This is a genomic window from Poseidonocella sp. HB161398 (assembly GCF_005870025.1).
Taxonomy (GTDB): Bacteria; Pseudomonadota; Alphaproteobacteria; order Rhodobacterales; family Rhodobacteraceae; genus Mangrovicoccus.
In genome coordinates, this window is record NZ_VATA01000015.1 from 40,362 (window position 1) to 58,791 (window position 18,430).

At 68.5% G+C, this 18,430-nt stretch carries 17 protein-coding genes; 4 read left to right on the forward strand and 13 right to left on the reverse strand.

Features of this window, described 5'->3' with window-relative positions; all coding sequences use genetic code 11:
• Positions 1 to 7: 7 nt before the first annotated feature.
• The 3 genes from FGX59_RS13570 to FGX59_RS13580 form a co-directional block, all read right to left on the reverse strand.
• Positions 8 to 1,981 carry a hydantoinase B/oxoprolinase family protein gene (locus FGX59_RS13570; RefSeq protein ID WP_138467153.1) on the reverse strand — a complete coding sequence of 658 codons (1,974 nt, stop codon included), beginning with the start codon at positions 1,979 to 1,981 and terminating at the stop codon, positions 8 to 10.
• A 5-nt stretch (positions 1,982 to 1,986) separates the two neighbouring features.
• Positions 1,987 to 4,029, reverse strand: a complete 2,043-nt coding sequence (locus tag FGX59_RS13575; protein ID WP_138467155.1) for a hydantoinase/oxoprolinase family protein — start codon at positions 4,027 to 4,029, stop codon at positions 1,987 to 1,989.
• 95 nt (positions 4,030 to 4,124) lie between these two features.
• Positions 4,125 to 5,027, reverse strand: coding sequence for a LysR family transcriptional regulator (locus FGX59_RS13580; RefSeq protein WP_138467157.1), 903 nt, complete (start codon positions 5,025 to 5,027; stop codon positions 4,125 to 4,127).
• Positions 5,028 to 5,132: 105 nt separating this feature from the next.
• On the opposite strand from FGX59_RS13580, the gene FGX59_RS13585 reads away from it, so the two are divergent.
• Positions 5,133 to 6,431 carry an FAD-binding oxidoreductase gene (locus tag FGX59_RS13585; protein ID WP_138467159.1) on the forward strand — a complete coding sequence of 433 codons (1,299 nt, stop codon included), beginning with the start codon at positions 5,133 to 5,135 and terminating at the stop codon, positions 6,429 to 6,431.
• Entirely contained in the window at positions 6,428 to 7,255 is an 828-nt protein-coding gene (locus FGX59_RS13590; RefSeq protein WP_138467161.1) for an aldo/keto reductase, read from the forward strand. Before FGX59_RS13585 ends, FGX59_RS13590 begins: the two co-directional genes overlap by 4 nt.
• Before the next feature lie 37 nt (positions 7,256 to 7,292).
• Here the strand turns inward: FGX59_RS13590 and FGX59_RS13595 are convergent, their stop codons facing one another.
• The 10 genes from FGX59_RS13595 to dctP form a co-directional block, all read right to left on the reverse strand.
• Entirely contained in the window at positions 7,293 to 8,027 is a 735-nt protein-coding gene (locus tag FGX59_RS13595; protein WP_138467163.1) for an amino acid ABC transporter ATP-binding protein, read from the reverse strand.
• Positions 8,008 to 8,664 carry an amino acid ABC transporter permease gene (locus tag FGX59_RS13600; protein WP_138467164.1) on the reverse strand — a complete coding sequence of 219 codons (657 nt, stop codon included), beginning with the start codon at positions 8,662 to 8,664 and terminating at the stop codon, positions 8,008 to 8,010. The genes FGX59_RS13595 and FGX59_RS13600 overlap by 20 nt, the downstream gene beginning before the upstream one ends.
• Positions 8,661 to 9,335 carry an amino acid ABC transporter permease gene (locus FGX59_RS13605; RefSeq protein WP_138467166.1) on the reverse strand — a complete coding sequence of 225 codons (675 nt, stop codon included), beginning with the start codon at positions 9,333 to 9,335 and terminating at the stop codon, positions 8,661 to 8,663. The genes FGX59_RS13600 and FGX59_RS13605 overlap by 4 nt, the downstream gene beginning before the upstream one ends.
• An 82-nt stretch (positions 9,336 to 9,417) precedes the next feature.
• Entirely contained in the window at positions 9,418 to 10,206 is a 789-nt protein-coding gene (locus FGX59_RS13610) for a transporter substrate-binding domain-containing protein (RefSeq protein WP_138467168.1), read from the reverse strand.
• Between the two features lie 44 nt (positions 10,207 to 10,250).
• On the reverse strand, positions 10,251 to 10,958 hold the full coding sequence (locus FGX59_RS13615; protein WP_138467170.1) for a GntR family transcriptional regulator: 708 nt from the start codon (positions 10,956 to 10,958) through the stop codon (positions 10,251 to 10,253).
• A gap of 279 nt (positions 10,959 to 11,237) precedes the next feature.
• Complete coding sequence (locus tag FGX59_RS13620; protein ID WP_138467172.1) at positions 11,238 to 12,755, reverse strand: malonyl-CoA synthase; 1,518 nt, start codon at positions 12,753 to 12,755, stop codon at positions 11,238 to 11,240.
• A complete protein-coding gene (locus tag FGX59_RS13625; RefSeq protein ID WP_138467174.1) occupies positions 12,748 to 14,010 on the reverse strand; it encodes a malonyl-CoA decarboxylase in 1,263 nt (420 codons plus the stop codon). The genes FGX59_RS13620 and FGX59_RS13625 overlap by 8 nt, the downstream gene beginning before the upstream one ends.
• Complete coding sequence (locus tag FGX59_RS13630; protein WP_138467176.1) at positions 14,007 to 15,323, reverse strand: TRAP transporter large permease; 1,317 nt, start codon at positions 15,321 to 15,323, stop codon at positions 14,007 to 14,009. Before FGX59_RS13630 ends, FGX59_RS13625 begins: the two co-directional genes overlap by 4 nt.
• On the reverse strand, positions 15,323 to 15,871 hold the full coding sequence (locus FGX59_RS13635; RefSeq protein WP_138467177.1) for a TRAP transporter small permease: 549 nt from the start codon (positions 15,869 to 15,871) through the stop codon (positions 15,323 to 15,325). Before FGX59_RS13635 ends, FGX59_RS13630 begins: the two co-directional genes overlap by 1 nt.
• A 56-nt stretch (positions 15,872 to 15,927) precedes the next feature.
• Positions 15,928 to 16,917, reverse strand: coding sequence for a TRAP transporter substrate-binding protein DctP (gene dctP / locus FGX59_RS13640; protein WP_138467179.1), 990 nt, complete (start codon positions 16,915 to 16,917; stop codon positions 15,928 to 15,930).
• Between the two features lie 127 nt (positions 16,918 to 17,044).
• Here dctP and FGX59_RS13645 point away from each other — a divergent pair, with 127 nt between their 5' ends.
• Both FGX59_RS13645 and FGX59_RS13650 read left to right on the forward strand, forming a co-directional pair.
• Positions 17,045 to 17,701: a GntR family transcriptional regulator gene (locus tag FGX59_RS13645; protein ID WP_138467180.1), complete on the forward strand. Its 657-nt coding sequence runs from the start codon at positions 17,045 to 17,047 to the stop codon at positions 17,699 to 17,701.
• Positions 17,702 to 17,829: 128 nt separating this feature from the next.
• Positions 17,830 to 18,369: a CYTH domain-containing protein gene (locus FGX59_RS13650; protein WP_138467182.1), complete on the forward strand. Its 540-nt coding sequence runs from the start codon at positions 17,830 to 17,832 to the stop codon at positions 18,367 to 18,369.
• Positions 18,370 to 18,430 lie beyond the last annotated feature (61 nt).

Genomic DNA, 18,430 nt, shown 5'->3' on the forward strand with positions numbered 1-18,430 from the left:
CCCTTCGTCATTCCGCCGCCTCGGCGAGGCGGATATCGGGGAAGTCGGGGAAATCCTCGCGCACCGCATCGAGCGCGGCCAGGACATCGCCCTGCATCCGGCGGAAGATCTCGGTCTTGGCGAAGAACCGCCAGTGCAGCGGCAGCGCGTCGAGCACCGCGGTGAGCTGGTCATAGGCGGCGGGTGTCCAGACGGCCTCGTAGGCCTCGCGCTCGGGGCCGAAATGGAAATGCCCCTGCCCGGCTTCCGCCGCCATCGCCCGGCGCCGCGCGGCCGTGGCCGCCTCGTCCACTGCGCCCTCTGCCAGCACGACGCCGTATTCCGCCAGCGCCGCCGCCTCGGAGACATAGCCGCGCTCGACATCGAGCTGGACCCGCCAGGCCTCGCGCTCCAGCGGAGAGCCGCGCCCGCCGCCGCCCGCGGAATGGATGTGCAGCACGTCGCCCGGCTGCAGCACCGCGATGTCGGTATTGCCGAGCGCCACCTCGTTGGCCCGGCCGGGATTGATCATCATGTCCGAGGGTCCCGCCGCGCGGCCGCCGAGGATGCCCCAGGGCCGGAAGATCGAGCGGTCGCGGTTGCGCGCGGTGATCCGCGTGCCCGGGGTGAAGACCCGGAACTCCATCGCCGTGGCAAGCCCGCCGCGCCAGCGCCCGGCCCCGCCCGAGTCCTGCAGGAGCCCGTAGCGCTCGAACCGCACCGGGGTCTCGGTCTCGGTGATCTCGATCGGGGTGTTCTTCAGATAGGCGGCATCCGCGCCCGAGCCGTTCGAGCCGTCGCGATGGGGCATGCCGCCGCCGCCGCCCACCACCGGGTTGATCGCGGCGATGACGGATTTGCGCGTGCGCTCGTCGGTGGTCATCACGTTGACGATCGAGGAGGAGCCCGCGGGCGCGGCCGGCATCCGCTCGGGGATGGCCAGGCCGAAGGCGCCGAAGATCAGCGAGCGGAGCCGGGCGCAGGTCAGGCTGCGCATGCCGACGGCGGCCGGGAAGACCGGGTTCAGCACCGAGCCCTCGGGCGCGATGCAGGTGAAGGGCCGCGTCAGCCCGGTATTCAGCAGGATCTTCGGGTTGAGCGTGTAGAGCACGTAGTAGACGCCGACCATCAGGAGCGTGTGGCGCGGGTCGGACCCCGTGGGCACGTTCAGCGACGAGGCCAGCTGCGGGTCGGAGCCGGTGAAATCCAGCACCGCCTCTTCGCCGCGGATCGTCAGCGCCAGCTTCAGCCGCACCGGATTGCCGTCCTGGGAGTCCTCGTCGGCATAGTCGCAGAACGTGTAGGTGCCGTCGGGGACGGAGGCGAGGATTTCGCGCGCCTGCGCCTCGGCATAGTCGAGCATGCCGTCGAGCCCCTGGCGGAACTTCTCTGCGCCGAATTTGGCGATCATCCCCTCGACCTTCTTCGCGCCGGTCTTCAGCGCGCCGATCAGCGCCTTGGTGTCGCCGATATTGAGGTCGGGCTTGCGGACATTGGCGGTCATGATGCGCATGACCTGTTCGTCCATCACGCCTTCGTTCACCAGCTTCATCGGCGGGAAGCGGATGCCCTCCTGATGGATTTCGGTCAGGGATCTGGACAATGAGGCCGCGACCGCCCCGCCCATGTCGGTATTGTGGATGTGGCCCGCGGCATAGCAGACGATCTCGCCCTCGTGGAAGACCGGCATCCACAGATGGGCGTCCGGCGCATGGGTGGCGACGAAGCCCGAATAGGGGTCGTTGGTGAAGCCGATATCGCCGGGGCGGTAGTCGTCGATCATGCCGATCGCGCCGTCATAGGTGATGCCGACATGCCAGGTCGCGCCCAGATCCATCGGCACGGCGATGGTGCGCCCCTGCGGATCGAGGATCATCACGGTGAAATCCTCGGTCTCCTTGACGAAGGTCGAATGCGCGGTGCGGTAGAGCGTGTGGGCCATGTTCTCGGCCGCCGCGCGGGTGTGGTTGGCCAGGATCTGAAGGGTGACCTTGTCGAGCATGGGGCTCACGCCTCCTGTTCCAGCATGATGTTGAGATGGCCGTCGACGCGTGCGGAAAAGCCCGCGGGGATGGCGAAGGTGGTGTCCTCCTGGGCGACCACCGCGGGTCCGGCGAAATGCTGCCCCGCCCCGAGCGCGTCGCGCAGGAAGAGCGGCACCTCGCGCCAGGCACCGTCGAGCCAGACCTCGATCAGCCGCTCGGGCACCGCCGCGGTTTCGGTCAGCGGCGCGGGCGGGCTGTCGAGCCCCGGGCGCTGGCCGATCTTGACGAGCCGGAGGTTGATCAGCTCGACCGGCGTGCCGGGATCGTTGAACTCGTAGACCTCCGCATGGCGGGCATGGAAGGCGGCGGCGATGGCGCCATGGTCGCCGGCGGCGATCCAGGCGGGGTCGAGCGCGGTCTCCAGCTCGAAGCTCTGCCCGGCATAGCGCAGATCGGCGAGGACCTGCGCCGCGGCCGGACCGTCGAAGCCCTGCCCCTGGCGCAGCCAGGCCTCGCCCTCGGCCTCGAGCTCGGCCAGCACGGCCTTCAGCCGCGGCATGGCGGCCGGGCCGACCTCGTCGAAGACGGTGCGGATGAAGTCGCTCTTCAGATCCGCGACCAGCCCGCCGAGCGCCGAGACCACGCCCGGACGGCGCGGCGCCATCACCCGGGCGCAGCCGATCTCGCGGGCGAGGAAGGCGCCCATCAGGGGGCCTGCGCCGCCGAAGGGGACGAGGGTGAAATCGCGCATGTCGATGCCGTAGCGCGCGGCCATCTTCTCGACCTCGACGAACATCTCGGAAACGGCGATCTCGACGATGGCCTCGGCGGTCGCCTCGATGCTGCGCCCCATCGCCTCCGCCAGCGGCGCGATGGCGGCCCGCGCCGCGTCCACATCCATCGAGAGCTGGCCATAGGCGATGTCCGAATGGCCGAGAATGCCCATCACCGCCATGGCATCGGTGATCGTCGGCTGGGTGCCGCCGCGGCCGTAGCAGACCGGACCGGGGGTGGACCCTGCGCTTTCCGGGCCGACCTTCAGCACGCCGAACCCGTCGACCTGGGCGATCGAGCCGCCGCCCGCGCCGATCGAGCTGACCGAGACGGAGGGGACGTGCAGCGGGAAATCCCCGATCATCTCGCCAGTGCCGAATTGCGGCTGGCCCTCGACGATCACGGCGAGGTCGGCGGAGGTGCCGCCGATATCGAGCGTCAGGATCCGCTCCTCGCCCGCCTGCCGCGCCAGCCAGGCCGCGCCGATCACGCCCGAGGCGGTGCCCGAAAGCAGCATGTTCACGCAGGCCGTGCGCCCTTCGGCGGCCTTCATCAGCCCGCCGTTCGACTTGGTCAGCAAGGGCTGTGCCGGGGTGCCGCAGTCCTTGAGCGTCTGGGCCAGCCCGTCGAGATAGCCCGCGATGCGCGGATGGACATAGCCGTTCAGGATCGCCGTCGTGGTGCGCTCGTATTCGCGGATCACCGGCCAGACCTCGGCCGAGGAGAAGGCGTAGAGCTCGGGCGCCAGCTCTGCGATCCGGGCCTTCACCGCCGCCTCGTGGCGCGGGTCGCGCCAGGCATGGAGCATGGCGACGATCACCCCCTCGGCCCCCTTGGCGCGGATCGCCTCGACAATTTCCGGAAGCGCGGAGAGGTCGGGCGCCGCCGCCTCGCGCCCGTCGGCCAGCATCCGCCCGCCGATCCCGAAGACCATGTCGCGGGTGACGAGCTGCTCGGGGCGGGTGCAGAACAGCGAATAGACTTGCGGCATCCGCAGCCGCGCCAGCTCGATCACGTCCTCGAAGCCGGCATTGGTCACCAGCGCGAGCTTGGCGCCCTTGCGCTGGATGATCGTGTTGATCCCGACGGTCGTGCCGTGGGTGAAGCTGTCGATCTCGGACGGGTCGACGCCGTGGCGCTCTTCCAGCAGGCGGATGCCGGTGCCCAGCTCCTGCCCCGGCGCGCCGGGGGTGGTCAGGACCTTGAGGGTGCAGATGCGGTTGGTCTGTGCCTCGTAGGCGCAGAAATCGATGAAGGTGCCGCCGATATCGACGCCCAGTTTCCAGCTCATGGAGGTCTCTCTCTTGATCCTCCCCAGAATGGCCGCGCCGGGCCGGCCGCGTCCAAGCGGAAATCCGCGCCAGCCGATAACCTCAGCTTATCGGCTCAGTGTCCGGACTGGGCATCCTCCAGCCGGCGGCAGGCGGCGCGCAGGTGGTCGCGCATCATCTTGTGGCTGTTCGAGAGCGGCCGCGAGGCGTTGCTGAGGATGGCGATGGGCATGCGCGTCACCGGCCGGAAGGGACGCACCGCGACGCCGGGGAAATCCGCCCAGGGCACCAGCCCGTCGAGGATCGCGATCCCCAGCCGCTGGCGCACGAAGGGGAAGGCGGTCATCGACACGTCGATCTCGATCGCCGGGGCGTAGCTCATGCCCTCGGCGGCGGCGACCCCGGCCAGGGCGCGGCCGGGCAGCGTGTTGACCCGGTAGGAAATCAGCGTCTCTTCGGCCAGATCGGGAAAGCGGATCTCGGCGCGCGCGGCCAGCGGATGGTCCTTCGGCATCAGGCAGACCATCTCGGCATGGCCGACGGTTTCCACCTCAAGGTCATGAACTGCCTGGTTATTCATCGCCACGGCCAGGGTCGCGTCGTTGTTGCGCAGCATGTCGACGATGTTGAGATAGGGCGCGATCAGCGAGCGGACGGTGATCTCGGGATGCTCGTCGCGGAAGGCGGCCATGGCATGGGGCACGATCGACAGCGAAGGCGGCGTGGAGGCGGCCAGCCGCACCAGGCCGGTGCGGCCATGGCGCATGTCGGCGGTCCGGCGGCGCAGCGCGCCGAGCTCCGAGAAGATGCGCTCGGCCTCCGGATAGAGCTCTTCGGCCTCCTGGGTGGGCACCAGCCGCCCCTTGATGCGGTTGAACAGCTTGAACCCCAGCTCGTCCTCGGCATGCAAGAGCACCTGGCTCAGCGCCGGCTGGGAAATGTTCAGCATCGCCGCGGCGCCGGTCACCGTGCCGCAGCGCATGATCATGCAGAAGACCTCAAGCTGGCGTGCGCGCATGTTCCGTCCTCATAGTCCTGGCTTATGGGTTATTAGCCAGGTCGTCTTGGACAAGGCAAGACGCCGGATGGAAGCTCGCGCCGATATGCAACCGGAGACTGACCGATGACCGCCCCAGCGCCCAAATCCGATCCCTACTGGTGGGAGGCCGCGCGGCCCGCGCCCCAGGCCGAGGCGCCGCTGCCGGAGCGCGCGGATGTGGTCATCGTCGGCGCGGGCTATGCCGGTCTGGGCGCCGCGATCCCGCTGGCGCGCGCGGGCCGGTCGGTCGTGGTGCTCGAGGCGCAGGATCCGGGCTATGGCGCCTCCTCGCGCAATGGCGGCATCACCAGCGGCAACCTGCGCCCCTCGCTGTCGGATCTGGCCGCCCGCTTCGGCGAGGCCGGCGGGGCCGCGATCGAGATGGAGAGCAAGGCCGCGCGCGAGGATCTGTGGCGCTTCATCGAGGAAGAGCAGATCGACTGCGACTTCCAGCTGACGGGCCGCTTCTCGGGCGCGCTGACGCCCGCGGAATACGAGACCAAGGCGCGCGCGGCCGAGGCGCTGGCCAAGCGGCTGGGGATCGAGAGCTATGCCGTCCCGAAGGAACAGGTGCGCGGGCATATCGACACCGATTTCTACTGCGGCGGCGAGGTGCGGATGGATATCGGCGGGCTGCATCCGGCGAAATTCGTCGCGGGCATGCTGCGCGTGGCGCGGGCGGCGGGGGCCGAGATCCACGGCCGCACGCCGGTCACGGCGATGACCCCGCAGGAGGGCGGCCATCTGGTCGAGACCGCCCGCGGCTCGATCCGCGCCCGCGAGGTGATCGTCTGCACCAACGGCTATACCGACAAGGGCGATCCCTGGCTGCGCCAGCGCCTGGTCTCGGTGCGCTCGCGGATCATTGCCACCGAGCCGCTGGCGCCCGAGGTGATGGCCCGGCTCTTCCCGACGCGGATGATGATGTCGGACGGGCGCAAGCTCAGCTACTACTACCGCCCCTCCCCCGATTTCACCCGCGTGCTCTTCGGCGGGCGGGACTCGACGCTGGCGGGCGAGCCCTCGGGTCCGACCCGGCATCTGGCGCGGCAGCTCGCGATGATCTTCCCCGAGCTCGAGGGCGTCGGCCTGACTCATAGCTGGCAGGGCCATGTGGCGATGAACCGGGACATGCTGCCCCGCGTCTTCGACCATCAGGGCCGCCACTACGCCACCGGCTTCTGCGGCTCGGGCGTGGTCTGGGCCCGCTGGGCGGGGCAGAAGGCGGCGCTGGCGCTCCTGGGCGAGACGGCAGGCGAGACCGCCTTCCGCTTCCGCGCGCCGAAGCTGGTGCCGGTGATCGGCGGAAAGGCCTGGTTCATGCCCGGCGTCTTCGCATGGTACGGCGCGCAAGACCGCAAGCTGCTGAAAGGAAGGGCATGACCGGCATTCCCCTGATCCGCGCGCATGGCGCGGACATCCCGCAGATCGGGCTGGGCACCTGGCAGCTCCAGGGCGCGGTGATGGAGGGCGCGGTGGCCGCCGCGCTCGAGGCGGGCTGCCGCCATTTCGACACCGCGCCGCGCTACGAGAACGAGGCCGATCTGGGCATCGCGCTGCGCAAGGCCGGGGCGGTGCGCGGCGAGATCTTCCTGACCACCAAGGTCTGGTGGACCGACCTGGCGCCCGCGGATCTGATCCGCTCGGCCGAGCGCAGCGTCGAGACGCTGGGCATGGGCCCGGTCGACCTGCTGCTGGTGCACTGGCCGAACCCGGCGGTCCCGCTCGAGGGCACGATGGAGGCGCTGGCGAAGGCGCAGGAGATGGGGCTGACGAGGCATGTCGGCGTGTCGAATTTCGGCGCGGAGCGGCTTCGCAAGGCGGCGGCCGCCTGCCCGGTGCCCCTCGCCGTGAACCAGTGCGAATACCACCCGCAGCTCGACCAGTCCGCGCTGATCGCCGCCTGCCGCGAGCTGGGCATCGCCTTCGAGGCCTATGCGCCCTTGGGCAGCGGCAATCTGCTGGCCGATCCGGTGCTGGCGGAGATCGCGGAGCGGATGGGCCGCAGCCCGGCGCAGGTGCTCTTGCGCTGGCATCTGCAGCAGGGCGTCATCGCCATTCCGCGCTCCTCGAATCCGGGCCGGGTGGCGCAGAACTTCGCGGTCGGCGATTTCGAGCTGCCGGAGGCGGACATGGCGGCGCTCCATGCGCTCGCCACGCCGGAGGGCCGCCATTTCAACCCGGACTGGGTCGAGAACTGGGATTGATGTCGCGGGGCGCGCAGGCTGCGCGCCCCGGATCGGATCAGGCCGCGCGGTTCACGCCGAGGAAGCTCTGCAGCTCCGGCGTCTGCGGATTGGCGAAGACCTCCTCGGGGCGGCCGATCTCGTGGACGCGGCCCTGGTGCATGAAGACCACGCGCGAGCAGACATCGCGGGCGAAGGCCATCTCGTGCGTCACCATCAACAGCGTCATTCCCTCGGCCGCGAGCCCGCGGACCACCTGCAGCACCTCGCCGACGAGCTCCGGGTCGAGCGCCGAGGTGATCTCGTCGCACAGCAGCGCCATCGGCTCCATGGCGAGCGCCCGCGCGATCGCGACGCGCTGCTGCTGGCCGCCCGAGAGCTGGTCGGGGAAGCTGTCGAACTTCTCGGCCAGGCCGACGCGATCCATCATCTTGCGCGCCATCGCCTCCGCCTCGGCCTTGCCGGTCTTCTTGACGACCTGCTGGGCCAGCATGACATTCTGCCCGGCGGTCTTGTGCGGGAAGAGGTTGAACTGCTGGAAGATCATCCCGACCTTCAGCCGGAGCGCGCGCAGATGCGCCTCGTCCTCGGCCAGCTTCGCGCCATCGACGGTGATCGTGCCGGCATTGATGGTCTCCAGCCCGTTGATGCAGCGCAGGAGCGTCGACTTGCCCGAGCCCGACTTGCCGATGATGGCGATCACCTCGCCCTTCTCGACCTCGAGGTTGATGCCCTTCAGCACCTCGACCTCGCCGTAGCTCTTGCGCAGTTCCTCAATGGCGATGAGCGACATTCATTTTCCTTTCGAGAAGACGGGCGACCTGCGAGAGCGGGAAGCAGAGGGCGAAGTAGATCAGGGCGACGAGCCCGTAGACGGTGAAGGGCTGGAAGGTGGCGTTGGTCAGCACGGTCCCGGCCTTCGACAATTCGGTGAAGCCGATGATCGAGGTCAGCGCCGTGCCCTTCACCACCTGGACCGAGAAGCCGACGGTCGGCGGGATCGCGACTTTCAGCGCCTGCGGCAGGATGATGTGGCGCATCTGCTCCACATAGGACATGCCGAGCGAGGCGGAAGCCTCCCACTGGCCCTTCGGGATCGCCTCGACGCAGCCGCGCCAGATCTCCACCAGGAAGGCCGCCGTCCAGAGGACCAGCGCCAGCCCCGCGGCCAGCCAGGGCGGCACGTCGATGCCGAAGAGGCCGAGGCCGAAGAAGGCCAGGAAGAGCTGCATCAGCAGCGGCGTGCCCTGGAAGAGCTCGGTATAGATTTTCACGACCGGCGGCAGCACGCGCGACTTGCCGATCCGCATGAAGAGCAGGAGCAGCCCCAGCAGCCCGCCGCCGATGAAGGAGACCAGGGACAGGATCACCGTCCATTCGGTCGCGATCAGCAGGTTGCGCAGGATGTCCATGAAGGTGAATTGCGTCATCGCGCGGCCCTCTTGTGCGGGAAGAGCACATGGCCGAGCCGCAGGAGCGCGAAGCGCAGCAGCATGGCCAGGCCCAGGTAGATCGCCGTCGAGATGAAATAGGCCTCGAAGGCGCGGAAGGTGCGCGACTGCACGAAATTCGCCGCGTAGGTCAGGTCCTCCACCGCGATCTGGCTGACCACGGCCGAGCCGAGCATGACGATGACCACCTGGGAGGCCAGCGCCGGCCAGATCTTCTGCAGCGCCGGGATCAGCACGACATGGCGGAAGGTCTGGATCGGCGACATGGCAAGCGAGGCGCCGGCCTCGAACTGGCCCTTGGGCGTGGCCTCGATGCCCGCGCGGATGATCTCGGCGCTATAGGCCCCGAGGTTGATGACCATGGCCAGCGTGGCCGCCTCGACCTCGGTCAGGCGGAAGCCCGCGGCGGGCAGGCCGAAGAAGATGAAGAAGAGCTGGATCATGAACGGCGTGTTGCGGATCAGCTCCACATAGGTCACGACGGCGGGCTTCAGCCAGGCCGGCCCCAGCGCGCGCGACCAGGCGCAGAACGTGCCGAGCGAGATGCCCACGACCCCGCCGACGACGATCAGCCGGATCGTCATCGCGATCCCGTCGACGAAGACGGGCCAGTAGGTCGCCAGCCACGCAAAATCGAACTGGTAATTCAAGGAAGTCCCCTTTCTGGAGGAAGCTCCGCCCTCCCGGAGGGGAAGGACGGAGCAGACAGAGGCTTGACTGAAATGCCGGGGATCAGAGCCCTTCGGGCAGGCCCATGCCGAGCCATTCCTGCGAGATCGCGTCGAGATCGCCGTCGGCCTTGGCATCCGCGATGATCTCGTTCACCGCCGCCATCAGCGCCGGCTCGTTCTCGTTCATGCCGATATAGCAGGGCGAGTTCTTGATCAGGAACTTCATCGCCGGCTTCTTCGGCGGGTTCTGCGCGATGATCGCGGCGGCGACGACGTTGCCGGTGGCGATGGCGTCGACCTGGCCGGAGAGGAAGGCCGAGATCGTGCCGTTATTGTCCTCGTAGCGCTTCAGCGTGGCGCCGTCGGGGGCGATCTTGGTCAGTTCCAGATCCTCGATCGAGCCGCGGGTGACGCCGACGATCTTGCCGTCCAGGTCGGCGGCATCGGCGATCGCCACGTCCTCGGGGCCGAAGACGCCGTTGTAGAAGGGCGCATAGGGTTCCGAGAAGTCGATGACCGCGTCGCGCTCGGGGTTCTTGCCCATCGAGGAGATCACCAGGTCGACCTTGCCGGTCTGCAGGAAGGGGATGCGGTTGGCGGAGGTGACGGGCACCAGCGCGAGGTCGACATTCATCTTGGCGGCGATCAGCCGGGCCATGTCGATGTCGTAGCCCTGGGGCTTCATGTCAGTGCCGACCGAGCCGAAGGGCGGGAAGTCCTGCGGCACCGCCACGCGGAGGATGCCGGCCGACTTGATGTCCTCCAGCGCATCGGCCAGCACCGCCGGGGCGGAGGAAAGGACAGCGGCCGTGGCCAGCGCCGCGGCGAGGAAGCTGCGTTTGGTAATCATCTGGATGTCCCTGAACTTGTGATCGCATTGCCTCCGGCGCATCGTCATGTTGCCCTTCCGTCCTGCACCGGATCGAGACGGAGGGTGTTTCGCAGATCCACGAGCGGATCGGCGGGCTCCTGCATCAGCAGCCCGGATTCGACGTCCTCGAGATGCGACAGCGACAGCTCGGCCGCGGCATCCATGTCGCCGCGCGAGATCGCGTCGGCGATGTCGCAATGGTCGCGATGCGAGGCCAGCGCGCCCGCGCTCGACTGGTAGCGCAGCGAGATCAGGATCGTGCGCGCGGTGAGGTTGCGCATGACCTCTTCCAGCGGCTCGTTGCCCGAAAGCGCGATGATGCGGGTGTGGAAATCGCCCATCAGGAAGGTCAGCTGCGCCTTGTCGCCCTGCTCTATGGCGGCGCGCTCCTCGGCGATATGCGCCTTCAGCCGGGCGATCTGGTCGTCATTGAAGGGCGCGGCGGTCTTGAAGAACCCGTATTCGACGGCCCGGCGCGCGGCGAAGACGGCCGCCGCCTCCTCGGGGGACGGACGGTTGACGAACCAGCCGCGGCGCGGGCGCACCGAGATGATGTGGCGCGCCTCGAGCCGGGCCAGCGCCTCGCGCACCAGCGTGCGGGAGACCTCGAACGCCTCGGCGAGCTGGTTCTCCGACAGGCGGCTGCCGGGATGCAGGCGTCCCTCCACGATTGCCGAAAGCAGGGTCGTCTCGATTCCCCTCTGCATCGTCTCCGCGGCTCCCTTGCTCATCAGGCTTGCGTACCAATCTTGTATGCAAGGCTTGCGTGCAAAGGGCCGCGTCTGGCCAGCAACTTCGCGAAGGGGCGGTCGAAAAATGCCGCTTGCCGAATGTGACGCCGGATTTCCGGCACTTGCGCATAGATTGCAGGCGTTGTGGAAACTTTGTTGCGCGAATCGCGGCAAAAGTCGCATTTCGCAACGCAAAGAGCCCGGTCCGGCTGACCTGGGGAAGCGCGGGCTTCCGGACAGCCGGGCCGGGCCCGGGATGCAGCCGCGGAGGGCGGCGGATCAGGCGGGGGCGAAGCTTTCGCGATAGGCGTCGCGCAGCAGGTTCTTCTGCACCTTGCCCATCGTGTTGCGCGGCAGCTCCTCCAGGATCACGTAGCGGCGCGGGTGCTTGAAGCGGGCGAGCTTCTCGGCGACATCCGCCTCGATCCGGGCGATGTCGGGCTCCGCCCCGGGCTGCGCCACCAGCACCGCCAGCACGGTCTCGCCGAAATCGGGATGCGGCACGCCGATCACCGCGCTTTCCAGAACCCCCGGCTCGTCGTCGAGCACCAGCTCGATCTCCTTGGGATAGATGTTGTAGCCGCCCGAGATGATCAGGTCCTTGCCGCGCCCGACGATGGTCACGTAGCCGTCGGCATCGACCATGCCGAGATCGCCGGTGATGAAGAACCCGTCCTCGCGCAGCTCGGCCGCCGTCTTCTCGGGCATCTGCCAGTAGCCCTTGAAGACATTTGGTCCGCGCACCTCGATCATGCCGACCTCGCCCTGGGGCAGGGCCGCGCCGGTCTCGGGATCGGTGACTTTCAGCTCCACCCCCGGCAGCGGGAAGCCCACCGTGCCCGCGCGGCGCTCGCCGTCATAGGGGTTCGAGGTGTTCATGTTGGTCTCGGTCATGCCGTAGCGCTCGAGGATGCGGTGGCCGGTGCGCGCCTCGAAGTCGCGATGGGTCTCGGCCAGCAGCGGCGCGGAGCCCGAGATGAAGAGCCGCATGCCCTTGGCCAGCTCGCCGGTGAAGCGCGCATCGCCCAGAAGCCGCGTGTAGAAGGTCGGCACGCCCATCATCGCGGTCGCCCGCGGCAGCGCCGCCAGCACCTGGTCGAGATCGAATTTCGGCAGGAAGATCATCGCCCCGCCCGAGGCCAGCATCACGTTCGTCGCCACGAACAGCCCGTGGGTGTGGAAGATCGGCAGCGCGTGGATGAGCACGTCCCCGTCCGTGAAGCGCCAGTGCTCCACCAGCGTCAGCGCGTTCGACAGGAGGTTGTCCTGGGTCAGCATCGCGCCTTTCGAGCGGCCCGTCGTGCCCGAGGTGTAGAGGAAGGCGGCCAGGTCGCCGCCGGTGCGTTCCACGGTCTCGAAATCGGCGGGCATGGCGCGGGCGATCTCGGCAAGCGTGCCCGACCCGTCGGCATCGAGCGTCTCCAGCCGCGCGCCGCAGCGCGCCGCCATGGCCGAGAGCGCCTCTTCCTTCGTGCCGTCGCAGACCAGCAGCTTGGCCCCGGAATTCGTCACGAAATAGTCGAGCTCGTCGGCGGTATAGGCGGTGTTCAGCGGCAGGAAGATCACCCCGGCCTGCACCGCGGCGGCATAGAGCGACAGCGCCTCGGGCGATTTCTCCACCTGCACGGCCACCCGGTCGCCCGGGACAAGCCCGCAGGCGGTCAGCGCATGGGCCATCCGCGCGGCGCGGCGCAGGAAGTCGGAATGGCTCAGCGTGCTGCCATCGGCGAGATGGAGGAAGGGACGGCTGCTGCCCTCATGGGCGCCGAAGAGCGTGTCGTAAAGCGGATTAGCCATCTGTCTTTCCCCTGGCTCTTGTGGTCTCGGTCTGGGCGGCGAGCGCCCGGACGGGCTGCGACGCGGCGATCTCGCCCCGCTGGGCATAGGCCTCGTGGTTCGGCGTCACCTTGGCAAGGTCGTAGAGGTAGTTCACCATCGCGCCTCCCGATTGCGCCAGCCCGTTGGGCGAGATGTCGGCGCCGCCATGCACGGCATGGACCTGCGCGCCGTTGCCCAGGTGGAAACGCGCGACCGGGTCCGCAGGTTTCCCGTCGGGGCGCCGCGCATGCAGAAGATAGCGCGCGGCCAGCGCCCGCATCCTGGGATGGTCCTCGGGATCGGCGGCCAGCCCCTCCGCCTCGATCCAGCGCATCAGCCCCGGGATCGGCGAGAGGGTGACGAAGGTCTTCAGCCCCGGCAGCTCGGCCGAGAGATCCGCGGCCACCTGCTTGATGAGGAAATTGCCGAAGCTGATCCCGGCCAGCCCCGCCTGGCAGTTCGAGATCGAGTAGAACACCGCCGTGTCGGCCTCGCCCGAGGGCATCTCGGCGCGGTCGTCGTCCAGCAGCCCCTGGATCGAGCCCGGGATGCCGCTGGTCAGCGCCACCTCGACGAAGATCAGCGGCTCTTCCGGCATGGCCGGGTGGAAGAAGCCGAAGCAGCGCCGGTCCGAGGGGGCAAGCCGAAGCCGCAGGTCGTCCCAGCTCTGGATCGCGTGGACCGCCTCGTAGGCGATGATCTTCTCCAGCACGCTCGCCGGGCTGTCCCAGGTCACCGGGCGCGAGACCAGGAAGCCGCGGTTGAACCAGGAGCGGAAGAGATGGCGGAAATCCTGGTCGAGCGGCGCCAGCTCGGGCGCCTCGCGCAGGAGCCGCAGCAGGTCGGCGCGCATGTCGACCAGCCGCCGCGTCGCCCCCGGCGCCTGGTTCAGCCGCCGGATCAGTTCCTGCCGGGGCGGCTCGGCGGCGGAGATGAAGGCGCGGTAGCTGTCGCCCGAGCGCGCCGCCGCATAGCCCTCGAGCGCGGCGCGCACCGCCTCGGGGTCGATGTCCATCTTCTCGCCCAGATGGCGGAAGAAGGCCGCCCGCTGCCGGGTGTCGAGGAACTCGTAGCGGTCGAGCATCTGCCGCGCCAGCGCCAGCCCCTCGGTCTCGGCGGAGGCGCCCATCAGCGCCGCCGCCAGCTCGGCCATGCCGCGCCCGTCCGGCTTGGCGGCGGGACCGCGGCCCCGGCGCTCGAAGACGGTGGAGAGGAGATCGGCGAGAAGCGTCATGGCTCCGCCCCCATCACCAGGTCGGGCAGCCAGGTGGCGATGCCCGGGAATAGGCACAAGAGAACGATCCCGGCCACCATGCAGGCCACATAGGGCAGCGAGCCGTAGAGGATCGTCTTCAGCTTGATGTCGGGCGCGATGCCGTTGATGACATAGAGGTTCAGCCCCACGGGCGGCGAGATCAGCCCGATTTCCATGTTGATGGTCAGCACCACCGCGAACCAGACCGCGTCGAAGCCCGCCGTCTCGATGATCGGCATCAGGATCGGCGCCGCCATCAGGATCACCGCCACCGGCGGCAGGAAGAAGCCCGCGACCAGCAGGAAGACGTTGATCGTGCCCATCAGCACCCAGCGGTTGACCTCGAGCTGGCTGATCCATTCGGCGATCGACTGGGTGATGTAGAGCGAGGACAGCATGTAGGAGAAGACGCCGGCCGCCGCGATGATGAAGAGGATCATCACCGACTCCTTCGTGCTGTCCCTGAGCACGGTCCAGATCGCCCGCGGCGACCAGAGCGAGTAGATGATCATTGCGATCAGGAGGCACAGGATCGCGCCGACCGCGGCCGTCTCCGAGGGCGTGGCGATGCCGCCGTACATGGCGTAGAGCACGCCCGCGATGATGATCAGGAAGGGCACGACGCGGGGCAGGATCTCCAGCTTCTCGCGCCAGGAATAGCTGCCTGCGGATAGCGCCAGCGCGTCGCCCGAGCGCCAGGTCGACCAGATCGACCAGGCCATGAAGAGCGCCACCAGCATCAGCCCCGGCAGGAGCCCGGCGAGGAAGAGCCGCCCGATCGAGGTTTCGGTGGCGATGCCGTAGACGATCATCGTGACCGAGGGCGGGATCAGGATGCCGAGCGTGCCGCCCGCCGCGATCGAGCCCGCCGCCACCCCGTCGGGAAAGCCGCGCTTGCGCATCTCGGGGATGCCCATCTTGCCGATCGCCGCGCAGGTCGCGGGCGAGGAGCCGGACATCGCCGCGAAGAGCGCGCAGGCGCCCAGGTTCGAGATCACAAGCCCGCCCGGGATGCGCGTCAGCCAGCGCTCCAGCGCCTCGTAAAGGTCGGCCCCCGCCCTCGTGGAGGCGATGGCCGCGCCCATGATGATGAACATCGGGATCGACAGCAGCGCGAAATTGTCGAGCTTGCCGAAGAAGATCTCGGGCAGCAGCTCCAGCGAGCGCGGCCCGTCGAAGACGATCAGGAAGCCCGCCGAGACGATCAGCAGCCCGAGCGCCACGGAGACGCCGGAGAAGAGCACCAGGATGGTGGCAATGGCCACGATCGCGGCGAGAAGTAGCGGATCCATCAGTCGCTCTCCAGGTTGAAGGGCCGGTCGACGCCGGTCACGAGCGCCACCATGTCGGCGACGAGCTGCAGCAGCAGCAGGCCGAAGCCCACCGGGATCGACAGGTAGGGGATCCACAGCTTCACCCCCCAGACGCTGTCCGAGCGCCAGCCGCGGTCCCAGGCGAAATGCCAGAACTCGTAGCCATGCCAGAACATCACCGCGACGATGGCGATCGAGAGGCCGAGCGTCACGATGCACAGCACCCGGCGCGCGCGGCCATGCAGGGCCAGCGGGATCAGGTCGACATTCACATGGCCGCGCAGCCGCTGCACATAGGGCAGCCCGACCAGCGTGGCGGCGATGACGAGGTAGATCACCGCCTCGGTCTGCCAGACGGTGGAGCCGTTCAGAACGAAGCGGATGAAGATCATCTGGCAGGTGATGATGACGGCCGCCACGACCATCGCCGCCGAGCACCAGCCCGCGACGGTCGAGAGCGCGGCGACTGCGCGCAGGAATCCGTTATCGCCCGTGCGCGCGGTCACGGCGAAGGAATGGGTTGCCATGGGTCAGGCTCCGGTTTCCGGGTCAGGCGGGGGGCGGACGCGGCCGCCCCCGGCGGTCACTCGACGGCCAGCGCCATGTCGAGCAGGGTCTGGCCGTCATCGTCGGTCTCCGCGACGAAGGCCTTGTAGGAGGTCTCCTGCGCGATGGCGCGCCAGGCGTCGAACTCCTCCGCGGTCATGTCCTTGATCTCGACGCCGTTCTCCTCGAAGACCCGGCGCGATTCCGCGTCCTCCTTCTTGGCCTCCTCCAGGTAGAAGGCCTGGGCCTTGGCGGAGGCGGCCAGAAGCGCCTCCTGCTGCGGGGCGTCGAGCTTCTCGAAGGTCGTCTTGTTGATCAGCAGAGGCTGGTACATGAACCACAGCGCATAGTCGCCGGGCGGGGTGTAGCAGGCGACCTGCTCGTAGATGCGGTAGCTGACGAAGGACGAGGACGAGGTGTTCGCCGCGTCGAGCACGCCGGTCTGCATGGCGTTGTAGATTTCCGACGACGCCATCGAGGCGATCGAGGCCCCTGCCCCGGCCAGCATCTGCTCGAAGGCCTTGCCGGCCGCGCGGGTCTGCAGCCCTTTCACGTCGTCGGGCGCGGTGATGCAGCCTTCCTTGCCCGCGAAGCCGCCCGCCAGGTAGCCATGGACCAGCACCATGACGTCATCCCCGGCCATGATCTTCTCGAGCTCGTCCATGAAGGGGCTCTCGGTCAGCCGCGCGGCATGGTCGTGGTTCTTCACCAGCCCGGGCATCAGCGTCAGGTTGTAGGCCGGCTGCTGGCCCCCGGCATAGCTCAGCGGCAGGACCGTCATGTCGAGCTGGCCGCGGCTCAGGGGCTTGTACTGCTCGCGCGCCTTGAACAGCGACTGGCTGGGAAATATCCTGATGTCGAGGTCGACGCCGGCGGCCGAGACCTCGTCGGCGACGATCTGCGCCACCTGGTGGCGGACATCCTTGTCGGACCATTGATGCGACAGGCGCAGCTCGGTGGCCCCGGCCGCGGTCATGCCCGCGAGGACGGCCATCGTGGCGATGGCCGTGGTCAGCTTGAGCTTCATGTTTTCCTCCCTTGGAACGGCGGATGTGCCTCCGCTCGCCTTTTACGCTAACCGAGTCTTGTTTTTCAGGTCAACCTCCTTGTATACAAAAAAAGCCGGGTTGAATCCGAAAGAAGGGGTCACCGCCATGGAACCACGCCGCGCCGACATCATCGCCGCCGAGCTGGAGGAACGCATCTGCGACGGCACCTTCGCCGATGGCGAACGGCTGGACGAGGTGCGGCTGGCCGAGCAGTTCGGCGTCTCGCGCACGCCCTTGCGCGAGGCCCTGCAGAAGCTGGCGCTTTCGGGCCTGGTCGAGCAGCTGCCGCGCCGCGGTGTCTTCGTCCGCCAGCCGGGGCCGGTCGAGCTGATGGAGATGTTCGAGGTGATGGCGGAGATGGAGGCGGTCTGCGGCCGTCTCGCCGCCGGGCGGATCAGCGATGCCGCGCTGGCCGAGCTCGACGCGGCGAATGCCATGTGCCGCCGCGCGGTGACGACGCAGGATGCCGATGCCTACTACCTGGAGAACGAGCGCTTCCACCACATCATCTACCGCGAGTCCGGCAATGCCTTCCTGGCGCAGGAAACCGGTGCGCTCCACCGGCGGCTGAAGCCCTTCCGGCGGATGCAGCTCAGGCTGCGCGGGCGGCTGCCGCAATCCATGGGCGAGCACGAGGAGATCGTCGCGGCGCTGCGCGCGGGCGACGGCGAGCGTGCGGCGGCCGATCTGCGCGCCCATGTCGCCGTGCAGGGCGAGAAGTTCCGCTTCCTGATGGCCCAGCTCAAGTCTGCCGCAGAGTGAGGCGCTCTTCCGGGCTGTATGCTGAATGATTGGGCGAAAACCGGATTGACTTTTTCCGCGCTAGGAAACACTTCCGGGCATGGCCGTGGGGCCATGCCGCCTGTGGCGGCAAGCGCTGGGTTGAGGACATGGCGAAGGAAATCGAACGCAAGTTCCTGGTGACCGGCGACGGCTGGAGAACGGCCGTCCTGCGCAGGCAGCGGCTGCGCGACGGGCTGCTGTCGCATGTCGAGGGCCGCAAGATCCGCGTCCGCTTCTATGACGGGCGGGCGACGCTGACCGTCAAGGGACCGCGCACCGGCTATAGCCGCGACGAATTCGAATACGACATCCCGCCCGCGGATGCCGAGCAGATGCTGGCCGCGCATTGCCCGCACGGGGTGCTGGAGAAGACCCGCCACCATGTCGCCTTCGGCGGCTTCGAATGGACGGTGGACGAATTCGAGGGCCTGCTCGAGGGCACGGTCTTCGCCGAGATCGAGCTGCCCTCCGAGGGCGCCGACTTCGCCCGCCCGCCCTGGCTCGGCCGCGAGGTGACCGGGCTCGAGGAATTCCGGCAGGTCAACATGATCCGCGCCCGCCGCCGCGCCGCGGCCGAGGCCGCCGCCGGACGGGGCGGGACGCAACCCATGGATGACGCCATTCCGATCTACTGCCGCCAGAGCTGATCCGGGCCCGCAGCGCCCGTCAGATCCGGCCCGGTTGCGGCGAAAATGCCGGCCGGGCGCG